Origin of the sequence: Psychrobacillus sp. FSL W7-1457 (genome assembly GCF_038593405.1) — a bacterium.
Classification (GTDB): domain Bacteria; phylum Bacillota; class Bacilli; order Bacillales_A; family Planococcaceae; genus Psychrobacillus.
The window spans coordinates 678582-689967 of sequence record NZ_CP151993.1 but is presented as its reverse complement, the minus strand read 5'-3'; the positions used below and the strand labels follow the sequence as shown (position 1 = coordinate 689967).

13 protein-coding genes are annotated in these 11386 nt (G+C 39.7%); 4 read left to right on the top strand and 9 right to left on the bottom strand.

Annotation, left to right across the window (positions count from 1 at the left end):
- Positions 1-76: 76 nt before the first annotated feature.
- The 3 genes from NSQ95_RS03395 to NSQ95_RS03385 form a co-directional block, all read right to left on the bottom strand.
- A complete protein-coding gene (locus NSQ95_RS03395; RefSeq protein WP_342560264.1) occupies positions 77-904 on the bottom strand; it encodes a flagellin in 828 nt (275 codons plus the stop codon).
- Between the two features lie 339 nt (positions 905-1243).
- Positions 1244-1705: a transcriptional regulator gene (locus NSQ95_RS03390; RefSeq protein WP_342560263.1), complete on the bottom strand. Its 462-nt coding sequence runs from the start codon at positions 1703-1705 to the stop codon at positions 1244-1246.
- A 131-nt stretch (positions 1706-1836) separates the two neighbouring features.
- Entirely contained in the window at positions 1837-2172 is a 336-nt protein-coding gene (locus tag NSQ95_RS03385) for a hypothetical protein (protein WP_342560262.1), read from the bottom strand.
- A gap of 176 nt (positions 2173-2348) precedes the next feature.
- Between NSQ95_RS03385 and NSQ95_RS03380 the strand changes: the two genes are divergently transcribed.
- From NSQ95_RS03380 to NSQ95_RS03370, 3 genes are all read left to right on the top strand, one after another.
- Positions 2349-2744 (top strand): helix-turn-helix transcriptional regulator, encoded by a 396-nt coding sequence (locus tag NSQ95_RS03380; protein WP_298471488.1) that lies wholly within the window; start codon positions 2349-2351, stop codon positions 2742-2744.
- Between the two features lie 142 nt (positions 2745-2886).
- Positions 2887-4467 carry a hypothetical protein gene (locus tag NSQ95_RS03375; RefSeq protein WP_342560261.1) on the top strand — a complete coding sequence of 527 codons (1581 nt, stop codon included), beginning with the start codon at positions 2887-2889 and terminating at the stop codon, positions 4465-4467.
- On the top strand, positions 4464-7175 hold the full coding sequence (locus NSQ95_RS03370; protein ID WP_342560260.1) for a DEAD/DEAH box helicase: 2712 nt from the start codon (positions 4464-4466) through the stop codon (positions 7173-7175). Before NSQ95_RS03375 ends, NSQ95_RS03370 begins: the two co-directional genes overlap by 4 nt.
- 85 nt (positions 7176-7260) lie before the next feature.
- On the opposite strand, the gene ssb is transcribed toward NSQ95_RS03370, so the two are convergent.
- The gene (gene ssb / locus NSQ95_RS03365; protein WP_169359489.1) at positions 7261-7659 is read right to left on the bottom strand and encodes a single-stranded DNA-binding protein; all 399 of its coding nucleotides are present in this window, start codon (positions 7657-7659) and stop codon (positions 7261-7263) included.
- 247 nt (positions 7660-7906) lie between these two features.
- On the opposite strand from ssb, the gene NSQ95_RS03360 reads away from it, so the two are divergent.
- The gene (locus NSQ95_RS03360) at positions 7907-8341 is read left to right on the top strand and encodes a YwpF family protein (protein WP_169359488.1); all 435 of its coding nucleotides are present in this window, start codon (positions 7907-7909) and stop codon (positions 8339-8341) included.
- Between the two features lie 40 nt (positions 8342-8381).
- On the opposite strand, the gene NSQ95_RS03355 is transcribed toward NSQ95_RS03360, so the two are convergent.
- The 5 genes from NSQ95_RS03355 to NSQ95_RS03335 form a co-directional block, all read right to left on the bottom strand.
- A complete protein-coding gene (locus tag NSQ95_RS03355; protein WP_340885331.1) occupies positions 8382-8756 on the bottom strand; it encodes a hypothetical protein in 375 nt (124 codons plus the stop codon).
- Positions 8757-8910: 154 nt separating this feature from the next.
- Complete coding sequence (gene fabZ / locus NSQ95_RS03350; RefSeq protein WP_342560259.1) at positions 8911-9351, bottom strand: 3-hydroxyacyl-ACP dehydratase FabZ; 441 nt, start codon at positions 9349-9351, stop codon at positions 8911-8913.
- Between the two features lie 15 nt (positions 9352-9366).
- A complete protein-coding gene (locus NSQ95_RS03345; RefSeq protein WP_342560258.1) occupies positions 9367-9663 on the bottom strand; it encodes a DNA-directed RNA polymerase subunit beta in 297 nt (98 codons plus the stop codon).
- A gap of 15 nt (positions 9664-9678) precedes the next feature.
- Positions 9679-10518, bottom strand: coding sequence for a flagellar hook-basal body protein (locus tag NSQ95_RS03340; protein ID WP_340885339.1), 840 nt, complete (start codon positions 10516-10518; stop codon positions 9679-9681).
- 21 nt (positions 10519-10539) lie between these two features.
- Complete coding sequence (locus tag NSQ95_RS03335) at positions 10540-11376, bottom strand: flagellar hook-basal body protein (protein WP_340885342.1); 837 nt, start codon at positions 11374-11376, stop codon at positions 10540-10542.
- Positions 11377-11386 lie beyond the last annotated feature (10 nt).

Sequence of the window (11386 nt, the reverse complement as noted above, 5' to 3'; positions counted from 1 at the left end):
CTTGTATATATTTGGTTACAAAGCTTCTATTTTATTACAAAGAAGACGGCAAAATAAAACAACCGTGAACAATACCTCACGATTGTTTATGTGAATTTAATAGTTGCAATACGGATTGAGCCTGTTGCATATGCATGCTTAGTACGTATTGACTGGCCTGCATTAATATATTAGCTTTCACTAATGCCATCATTTCCTTTGCCATATCCACATCACGTATACGAGATTCCGCTGCAGTTAAGTTTTCTTCCATGTTAACCGCGTTATTGTAGGCATGCTCCAATCGATTCGAGTATGCCCCCATTCGAGATCTTTCCCGAGAAACCTTATTAATAGCATCATCTAATCCACCGATTGTATCTTCTGCATCAGCTCTTGAGGAAATCGACAGATCATTCAAGCCAAGGCTTCCTCCCGACATATCACCAAAGAGGAGCTCTATAGACTGTCCAGCATTTGCCCCTGCCTGAATGTTAATGGAGGTGTTAGTGCCGTCAAGCATGGTCTTCGTATTGAAATTAGTATCCTTGGAGATTCTAGTAACCTCTTTTTTCAATTCCTCAAACTCAATATTAAGTAAGCTACGATCCTCATCCGTTAATGTATCAGTCGCAGCCTGCACCCCTAGCTCACGCATACGTTGGAGTATAGCATGTGTTTCATTAAGTGCTCCCTCAGCTGTCTGCAACAACGAAATACCATCCTGAATATTACGAGCCGCCTGACCAAGACCTCTAATCTGCGCCCTCATCTTCTCCGAAATAGCAAGACCAGCCGGGTCATCCGCAGCACGGTTAATCCGATAACCAGAGGAAAGACGTTCCATCGACCGATTAGCAACCGACCAATGCTGATTCATATTGCGAAGAATAGATAACCCCGTCGCACTCCACTTACCTAGCATCCTCTAACCCCCATCCACTCTACTAACCTTTATATCGACACACCCACCTAAAATATCAACAAAAAAATTTTCAAAACACTGTCTAACCTCCTAAACACTGGGTATATATTACACAGACATTACAGATTTATTGCAGGTGCCAGGCACCCGTAACAATAAAGTGTAGGAGGTATAGGAATATGGCTAAGTTCGGTTTTAATTGGGAGGATATTTTGTTTGGAATAGTGGGTTCAAGTACATTTGTTATTCTTCTTCATTTGTTTACGTCCTTTCAGTAATTTAGCCATGAAAAAACACCTTGGAAATAGAATTTTCGCAAGGTGTTTTCAAGGTATGAGATTAGTCGACATGATGTCCTCCGTATGTGTCTTTGTAATCTTGTAGTTCTCTAAAAAGAGCTGCATCTTTATGGAGTAATGCATAATCTATCATTCGTTCGAAGTTTTCTTTTTCTAAATGGTCTATAATTTCCTGTGTTCCTTCTAAGAGCATCGAGCTAGACTCGTCTACATTGTTTGCATTAATAATGGTTTGAAGGTGTACATGAATATCAGAGACTAATAGGAGTTGGTAAAGAGGAAGTCGAATAAAACGATTTCCTTTTTGGAAGACAAATACTTCGGACAGGTTCTCGACTTGTAACGAGTTAGCGTTAACTATGATCTCTTTTCCTTCTACAGGTATGAAGTCAAAAAGCTCATCGTCCTTACGCAAGGAAAAGTATTGATAGGCGAAGACTAGCTTGATCCTATCCCCTTCCAGCTGAGTATAAAAAGGCTTCATTAATTGTACAAGTAACATTCCATCCCCTCCTATCCTTTTTGAATTTTCTGATTTATTGTAGTATATCATAATATCTTTTTTTCGTGTAGTGTATTTAGCCAAAAAAGCGAACGCTAAATGCATTCGCTATTAAAATATTTCTATTTAATTTACAATGCACTCTCTATCTTCCTTTTTCCTCTAGGGCATATAAAAAAACCATATCTTTCCGCACTATATTCTACTAAAATAGCATCATAAATCCTTTGTAGGATTTCCTCTCTTGATACCTCTTTCACACAATTTATATAGAACAGAAGCATATTTCGGTTAAAGTCCAGCTGAAGATCATAGATGCTGAAATATTCCGATACGATTAAAGGTATATGCTTCATATCTTTTTTAGGACTTTCTACAATGTATTGTACGTTTTGCTTTTTAACTCCAATTAGCTTCACATGATTTAAACCATTCTTCGAATAACCATCTAAAGAATCAAACAACAAAGGGATAAATACTTGGATTCTTTCTACTACTTTCCTCTCCTCTCTTAAGTAAATTGTCCTATAATACTTTTATACTGCATTACATCAAAATAATTACATTAATCTCCAATTTGGCGATTTTTAATCTAACCTTCTCTCTTTTCGTTATTCTTGTGGCATTGTTGAGGAGGGATTATATGGCCTTTTACGAGCATATCCGGGCGTACCGTGAACAATTAGATATTACTCAAATGGAAGCTGCTAAAAGAATGGGTATTGATCATTCTGCATTGTCTAAGTATGAAAAAGGTGATTTAGCAATCCCTATTAGCTTACTGGGGACAATCCAGGAGGTTTATGCCATACCAAAGGATGATTTTTTACATATGCTGATGGGCAAGCCTTCTAAAAGTAAGAACCCTGGGCTAGAGGCGCGAGAAAGTCGAGCAAGATACTTAGAGTCCTTTTATGAGGAAAACATAGCACCACTACAGCATCTGAAAGAGTTCCGTGAGTTAGTGATGGATATTAAATCGCATTCTAACGATGACAAAGAGCTCAAGCGGTATATAAAGAAATTAAAAACAGAGTAAGGTCCTCACTTTTTTCAATACTAGTGAGGCTTTTTATTTTGCTTTTTTTCCTCGGAAACAGTTTTGCTCTCCCTTTGGCTTTTATTCGAGCAGGTTTAAACGTATAATGGAAGGAAAGCCTTTTTTATTAGGAGAGATTTGTTTGAACCTAACTTCGTATCAAAAATTAGCTCGTCATTATAAAGAATATATAGATACATCGATGAGAAATATAGAAGAGAAATTAAATCCGACAGTCACAGAAGATGAGGAACTCGTAAGAAGAGCAACCTTTTTTGTACGTAATGGTGCGGTATCCATATCAAATTATTCCCTATCCGAAAACCGGGTAGATTTTGTTATCCGAGACGTAACAAATATTGAGGTTAAATATTTGCCAATGGTAGACCTCATTCATTGTCCTTGCCAAATGCAAAAGCCATGTAGACATATTGTTGCAGCGGTTTTTTATCTATATCAACAAAACTTTTCCTTATCGGATTGGGTTTCTAATTGGAAATCCAACTCGGAGCATTTACAACTATCGTTACTTTCCAATGAAAGAAATCCGAAAAACTGGGATTTTATTATCGATAATTTTTTCCGAAAGTTTATCTCAAGTTACCCGCCAACTAGCTTCTATTTGTTAGAATTTGCAATCCATGATCTAGAAGCTCAGGTTCGAAAATCTCGACCATTTGAGCGAGAATGGCAACCTATTTTTGATGTGTATGTCAAGCTAGGTATTCTGCAACGTGCCTGGTTTTATTTTAATGAATATGCCGAAACTAATATGCGCAACCGAGTGTATCAGTTTTTAACAAACTATACTGAGGATTTAGATGAGAGTCTGTCCCAACTAGCTGCAAAACCTAGAATGTTCGCAGCGGACCCGTTTTACGATCGAATGATGGAAATTATACGTTCCTTTTACTATGAGGAGGAAGGGCTGATCTATTACCGAAAGCACATATACTTGGCTTTCTGGGATGCCCTAGTAACAGATAAGGCTACTCGTATGCAAGAGGTTAAATACCTGCAGGAGCTTACTATAGAAGAAGATGGACTCATGTTAAATATGGTGCTGCCATATTTCTATCTTACCCTGTCTATGATTGATGAGCTTTTGGAAGCAGCGGAGAATATGGATAGAAACCAACTACTAGAGTGGGTAGAGGTTAGTGAAAAGGCTCTTCATGCGTCCAACAAGGATTTGGTAAATGAGCTGAGTAGAAAGCTTTTGCCTCATATCTCCTATTATTTAACGGAAGTCATTCAACATCCAGCAAAGGTTATGCTCATTAGAAGACTACAAATACTATTCAACCAAGTGGACTTAACAACAGAGGAACTGGAAAAGCTATATTTATCTTTTGGTTTATATGGGATCCAGGCATACTCCGGTTTATTGATCGAACAGAAGCGGTATAAAGAATGGATGGCGCTTCACCAGGCTACCAACTCTTCACTAGAGTATACGGAGTCCTGTGGTTTAGCGGTTGTAAGAGAGGAAGCTCCTGAAGTACTTCTTCCACTTTATCATCATTATGCCATGCGTTATATCCAAGAAAAAAACAGATACAGCTACAAGCAAGCTGTTCGCGTTTGGAAGAAAATGAAACAGGTGGCGAAGAAAGCAAACGAAATTGACTATTGGAATGCTTACGTAGAAAGTGTTCGTGAAAAGTATCGCCGACTTCGCGCCTTGCAACAAGAAATAGAGAAAGGAAACCTGCCATTATGAATAAGCCTTTATCTATTACAAAAGAATTTTCTCTGTATATCGAACAAGCAGCAAATGGAAGCTTTCTTTTATCTACAAATGGAGTTTCCATTCAAGAATGGGTGGAGGCTCTCTACTTAAATCATCGTGAAAGCTTTTTTGGACTCAATGCACAAATTGAGGAAAACGTATTAGTTGCTTCTCCAGTAGAGGTAATGGAGATTTTCTCTTCTGAAGGGCATCCCTTTATCACCTTTTCTGCGGCAAATGAGTCTGCTCAAGAGTGGCTAACGACGTTTAAAGAAGCTGGAGGCGTTTGGAGCTCACCAGACCTTTGGAACACAGTCGAGCTAAAGGAGAATAATTTAGAGGTTTCGGCTCCGCTTGAAGAACGAGGAAAGCAGCTTGTCCAACATGCCATTCAGCAGAAGCTGTTCCAGGCCGGGCTGACGATGGAGGATTTACCTGCCTTAATACCATTCTTCCAGCAGGGCGGCTGGCCGATAAAATCCCAGTCGACTCACCCGAATCTATTGGTTGCCTTACGTCTATCCGAGCCAGATGAAGCAGATGACACATGGTTAATAGAGACAGTTGTTCGCGGTAAGAAAAGCAGTGTCTATTGGACGCCTGCCTACCGTAAAAAGACATCACCTATTAAGGAAGCACTGCCTGATAAATGGAGAGATTATAGCACCTACATCGAGGAAACTCAGGATAAAATATTTTCCCTTGTTTCCTCAATTGATGCTGTAGAGTTATCTACCTTTTTCTCTTCACCGTTAACTGATGAAGAAGTGCGTGTTTTTTTACGTGATGACTTGATCAAATTACAAGCTCTTGGATTTGAGGTTGTCCTTCCAAGCTGGCTGAAGAGCCTCAAGGAATCCAAAATGAAGGTAAAAACAATCGCAAAGACTGCTAATACGTATAAGACAGCTGCAGGTTTAAATGAAATTCTTCAGTTTAACTGGAACTTTTCTTTAAACGGTCACGAAATTTCTGCAGATGAATTTCAAAAAATGGTCAATGAAAACCGTTCTTATATTCAAGCAGGAAACGAATGGTTCCGAATTGATGCTGCATGGATGCAACAAATCCGAAAGTTGATGAAGCAGTCCGAGGATGAAAATTGGACGGTGAAGGAGCTATTGTTCCGTGAGATTCCTGAAGAAATTGCTTTAGCCATTGATGATGACGAGCAGTCTGATGAGGATCCACTATTTCAATTTGAAATGCAGCAATCTCTTAAGGTATTAATGGAACAACTTTCAGAGAAAAAAGGTTATCCTACGGTTGATGTATCATCCAACCTATTAACCTCATTACGCCCATATCAGCAGCTAGGATTAGACTGGCTTGTCTTTATGCGCAATGAAAAGTTTGGTGCCTGTCTGGCAGATGACATGGGACTTGGAAAAACTGTTCAATTGATCGCCTATCTGCTCCATGTTCATGAAAGCGGAGAACAAAAGACACCATCCTTAATCATTTGTCCGACCTCTGTTCTTGGAAACTGGCAGAAGGAGCTAGCTAAATTTGCTCCATCGTTAACTGTTCAAACTCATTATGGGACAGCACGAACACGGGAAATAGACAAAGAAGCAGATGTCGTCATTACTACTTTCGGTACTGCAATGCAGGACATTGAAGCATTACAGGAAATAGAGTGGTCTAGCATTACACTCGATGAGGCTCAGAATATCAAGAACATGCATACCAAACAATCACGTGCCATTCGAAAGCTAATTGGTAAGCATCATATCGCTTTAACTGGAACACCGGTTGAAAACAGACTATCCGAGCTATGGTCCATCTTCGACTTTATCCATAAGGGATATTTAGGCTCTTTCCGTAAGTTCCAGGAAAATTATATAGCACCAATAGAGCGAGATAACTCAGACTCTGTAAAGCATAAGCTACGTGTCAAAATTCAGCCCTTCCTATTAAGAAGAACGAAGCAGGACCCAGAATTATTGCTTAACCTACCTGAAAAGCTGGAACAGCGAGAATACTGCGGCCTTACTACCGAGCAAGCTGCTTTGTATGAGTCTCTCATACAAGAAACAGTTAGTAAGCTGGATACGCTTTCCGGCTTTGAGAAAAAAGGACTCATCTTAAAAATGCTTAGTAAGTTAAAGCAACTATGTAACCACCCTGCCCTTTACTTGAAGGAGCCTTTTGATGACGCAGAAGATATGCTTGAACGCTCTGAGAAGCTAGCACGAATTGTGACTCTGGCTGGTGAAATCGCTGCCCGAGGCGAGCAATGTCTAATCTTCACCCAGTACATTGGCATGGGCCATTTACTACAGCATTGCTTGACGGAGCTATTCCAAATTGACGCTCCTTTCCTAACAGGAAGTATGCCAAAAAATCAGCGTGACCATTTGGTTGAAGCATTTCAGGCGAAGGAGTTCCCAGTTTTCCTTCTATCATTGAAGGCAGGTGGAACAGGACTGAATCTTACAGCTGCTAGCCATGTCCTTCATGCCGATCGCTGGTGGAATCCTGCGGTTGAAAACCAAGCGACAGATAGAGCTTATCGAATCGGACAAATGAATTTTGTTCATGTTCATAAGTTTATAACAATTGGTACAATTGAAGAAAAAATTGATAAGCTACTTGAAGAGAAGCAGGCATTGTCTGAGGAACTGATTCATTCTAGTCAATGGATCACGGAAATGTCTGACGCAGACTTGAAGGATTTACTCACCCTTTCTATTTAAAATTTTTTAGCAAAAACCTGGCCAGCGATTGGTCAGGTTTTTTTCTCTCTTGTATCATTTGATTTGGTTGCGGCCATTCAAATTTTTACACTGGAAGTTTTTTTATTTGTTCTGCTGGAAATTCAAAATCACTTTCTACTTGCTTATTTTCTTCTTTACTTTGTTCTGTTTCGTCACGATTTTTGGTAGCTAAAAATCGGATATCCTCCACTATAACCTCCGTAACGAATACTCTTATGCCCTCGCCTTTTTCATAAGATCTCGTATTTAAGCGGCCAGTAATTCCTACCAAGGAGCCCTTTCCACAGTACTTCACAGTTGTTTCAGCTAGCTTCCCCCAAATCGTGCAAAGGACAAAATTTGCTTCTTCGCTCTTATAGCCTTTGCTTACAGCAACTACAAATCCTGTTTGTACTCTCCCCTCGGATAAGTGTTTCAGCTGTGGAGCCTTCGTCATTCTTCCAATTATCGAAACTGTATTCAATCTGTCACCTCCTTCATTAGCCATATCATAAGCTTTACAAGCATTATTGGCAAAATCGCATTTTAGCGTTTTGGGGCGTTATTCCAGACTAAAATTCAAAATTGAAAACCTCTTTTTCGACAATCCCTTTCTCCTTCTCATTCCTAAAAATCAAAAATAGAAATTTGCTAGTTTTATAATTATTTTTTTCCATAGAATCCCTATGCTATAATGGAGAATAATTAGCCAGACTAAAGGTGGATTGTCTATGAAAACTTTTAAAATGATTTCCGTATCCCTTATTCGTAATAATGAAGAACTGCCGATTCTATTAGAGGATGGTATTGTTATTAACCAAGAGAATACCAGTCGTTCTTGGATTTTAGAGTTATTTATCGACCAAAAACACGAGGATTTCTTTAATGAATTAAAAGCATCGAATGAATTGTTTAACGCCAAGGTTGTCATCTCTTACCCGGAAAATGAACCCGCTCATTTTGAAGTAGCGACATACTCCGTGAAAAAAATCGGTGATCATCTTTCCGTCCTGCTTCGCGGAACGTTAAAGCGTGTACGTAGAAAATATGCCGAATCATTACTGGCAGAGCTAATCGAGGATGGATTAATTGGAGAAGAATTATTAACACAATTCGAAAAGGATATGAAAACAAGACCTTCCCTAAAGAAAGATAAAGAAAGCTGACTCCAATTGGAATCAGCTTCTCTTTATGTGAAGAATTTTTTTATCGGCCATTGCCATCAACAGTAGGTTCGTCTACCCATGTACCTTTGTCCATGTCTAATGTAGAGTTTCCATTACCATTATTTCCGCCCATTGTACCGTTATTATCATCGTTATTTATTCCACGGTTGCCATCATAATCGCCACTACGTCCGTTACCTTCGTTCATACCATCAGTTGTGCCAGTACCAGCTCCACCGCCATTACCTCCAACACCGTTACCAGTATCTCCACCTGGTGAAGGGGTGATCACACGATTACCATTGTTTAACTCTCCCATTGGTGTTTCGTTGTTTGATGGTACTGCTTCATCGTTATTACATCCAACCAATAAAAACGAACATAATGCAATAGTAGGAACAGCTTTTTTCCACATAAAAAAATTCCTCCTTTCTTGATATCGTCATCACATCTTCATGTGACTTACGATAGGTTATCCAAGAGAAGAAGGAACTATCCTATGGCATTATTACCTCTTTTTTCAACAAAAATAAAATTGTATATACTTATCTAGAGGTGAAATAATACGATTAAATGTTATTTTGTACAGGTCCTAGTGCAAACAGGATATCTGTTTCACAAACAAGCTCGCCATCTACTGTCGCAATAGCGTGTCCTTTACCCATCGGCCCGCGAAGCTTAGTCAGCTCCACTTCAAGTTTCAGTTGATCGCCTGGCTTCACTTGGCGTTTGAAACGACAGTTATCTATTCCTGTAAAGAAAGCGAGTCTTCCTTTGTTTTCAGGAATTTGTAATACTGCCACTGCTCCAACTTGGGCTAGCGCTTCCACAATAAGAACGCCTGGCATTACCGGATATCCAGGAAAGTGACCATTAAAGAATTCTTCATTAATCGTTACATTTTTTAATCCTACCGCTCTTTTACCCTCTTCTATTTCCAAAATACGATCTACCATTAAAAATGGATATCGATGAGGTAGAATAGCTTGTATTTGCTCCGTTGTTAGCATGGAATCGCCCTCCAATTATTTACCGTCTTTAATGTCAAATATATGCTGGTACGTTTCCCATTTGAGTGCATCCTTTGACTCGCCTTCGCCTATTACTCCGTAGCCGACCATAAGTCCAGCAGCTACTGCCACTGCTATAAGAGCCGCAACAATTAGGATACGCAACCAAATTGGAAACATACGAATTTGAACCCATTTGGTTTGTTTCGTTTGCTCTGTTGAATCATTTGCTGGTTCTTTCTTATTTGCTTGCCCTTGTGCTTTTTCTAGCCTACGTTGTTGTCTGCTAGAAGATTTTACTTCTTCTGTCATACAAATTACTCCTTACTAGCGTATCCCATTAATTAAGCCCATCATTTGATCTGCAATGGAAATGGAACGTGCACTAAACTGATACTGCCGTTGAGTGGTCATTAAGTCTGTCATCTCTTTGGAAACATCCACATTAGACATTTCTAACACTTGGTTGCTTAAAGAAATTTCTCCTCTGGCCGCTCCTTGTAAATCTACCATAACATCCTCAGCATTTGCACCTAGTTCATCTAAATTCTCTGGTATAACAATATACGCAGCAGACAAGTGTTCCATGAATTGAGGTTTTTGCAGTACAGAAACTGCTAATTCTCTTTGTTCAGTTGTGCCATCTGGATACTCCGCTACTAAGACTCCGGATTCATTGACAGAGAATCTGGAAACACCTTCTCGTAAGGTAATCGCTTGTCCTTGTGCGTCGGCTACTGGATATCCTTCCCCGTTAACGAGCATCAGCTGACCATTCTCTATTGGAGAAACATAAAACGCTCCTTGACGAGTATAAGCTGTTTTTTCACCATTTTGGCCGTCTGGCATAATAACCTGAAAGTATTGCTTAGGCTCCTGGAAAGCAAAATCTAGGTCTCTACCAGTAGATTGGATACTCCCTTGCTTCCAATTCATCTGCGACTGAGCAAGCGCTGCTCCAACCCCATAACGAATACCTACAGGTGACTGTCTGTCGGCTTTATCTAACTTATCATTGTTGAATTGCTGATACAGTAATTCCTGAAACTTAACCTCTTTTGATTTATAACCATGCGTATTAGAATTGGAAAGGTTATTCCCTATAATATCTAATTGGTTTTGTAGTTGGGACATCGTGTTGGTTGCTGTAATCATAGTACGTAGCATTTACCGCACCTCCTTCATTAGTTAAACTCGGCCAACCTCGTTGACTGTTTTTTGCATACTTTGATCGTATGCTTGAAGTATTTTTTGATTTGCCTCAAACGTTCTATACGCAGACATGAGTTCTGTCATCGTCTTTGCGCTATCCACGTTAGACCCTTCAATATAGCCCTGCTGCATCGCAAAGCTTACTTCTCCATTGTCATATGCGGAAGGTAGCCCATTGCCATCTTCGGTTCTAAATAAACCATTGTCTTGTTTAACTAAACGATCAGGTGTTGCTGCAAAGGAAACGCCAATTTGAGAAACAGACTCGTTATCCACATAAATCTGTCCATCATCGCCTACGCGGAAGTCATCATTTTGCATTTGAATGCGTTGTCCGGAAGAATTTAATACATATAACCCTTGAGCATTCGTCAGAAAGCCTGCTGCGTCTAACGTAAAGTTACCGTTTCTAGTGTATGCCTCTCCACCTGCAGGATGCTCGAGACGGAAAAATAATGCACCAGCTTTTCCTGTTTCAGCATCCACTGGAAGCCCACCATCTATTAAAGCAAGATCTGTATTCAAATCCGTTTGCTGCAGCTGTCCTTGGGTTTGCAAGGCAACAATCTCAGACATATACACGCCTGTACTAATTCCACCAACTGTAGAAAGAGATTTCCCGCTTATCGGATTCTCTGTTGGAATTTTAGTCGGCCCTAAACGTGACATTAACATATCAGGAAACGAACGAATCGTTGATTGATCTGCTTTAAAGCCTGGTGTATTCGCATTTGCCATATTATTGGTTAATAGCTCGGTTCTTCGCTGTTGGGCAATCATTCCAGATGCTACTGTATTAAATCCTCGAAACATGATGAAGCCT

Bases quoted from the DNA above. Each gene is read 5' to 3' on its own strand.
- NSQ95_RS03395 (WP_342560264.1), bottom strand. From the start codon at position 904: ATGCTAGGTAAGTGGAGTGCGACGGGGTTATCTATTCTTCGCAATATG.
- NSQ95_RS03390 (WP_342560263.1), bottom strand. From the start codon at position 1,705: ATGTTACTTGTACAATTAATGAAGCCTTTTTATACTCAGCTGGAAGGG.
- NSQ95_RS03380 (WP_298471488.1), top strand. From the start codon at position 2,349: ATGGCCTTTTACGAGCATATCCGGGCGTACCGTGAACAATTAGATATT.
- NSQ95_RS03370 (WP_342560260.1), top strand. From the start codon at position 4,464: ATGAATAAGCCTTTATCTATTACAAAAGAATTTTCTCTGTATATCGAA.
- NSQ95_RS03360 (WP_169359488.1), top strand. From the start codon at position 7,907: ATGAAAACTTTTAAAATGATTTCCGTATCCCTTATTCGTAATAATGAA.
- NSQ95_RS03355 (WP_340885331.1), bottom strand. From the start codon at position 8,756: ATGTGGAAAAAAGCTGTTCCTACTATTGCATTATGTTCGTTTTTATTG.
- fabZ (WP_342560259.1), bottom strand. From the start codon at position 9,351: ATGCTAACAACGGAGCAAATACAAGCTATTCTACCTCATCGATATCCA.
- NSQ95_RS03345 (WP_342560258.1), bottom strand. From the start codon at position 9,663: ATGACAGAAGAAGTAAAATCTTCTAGCAGACAACAACGTAGGCTAGAA.
- NSQ95_RS03340 (WP_340885339.1), bottom strand. From the start codon at position 10,518: ATGCTACGTACTATGATTACAGCAACCAACACGATGTCCCAACTACAA.
- NSQ95_RS03335 (WP_340885342.1), bottom strand. From the start codon at position 11,376: ATGTTTCGAGGATTTAATACAGTAGCATCTGGAATGATTGCCCAACAG.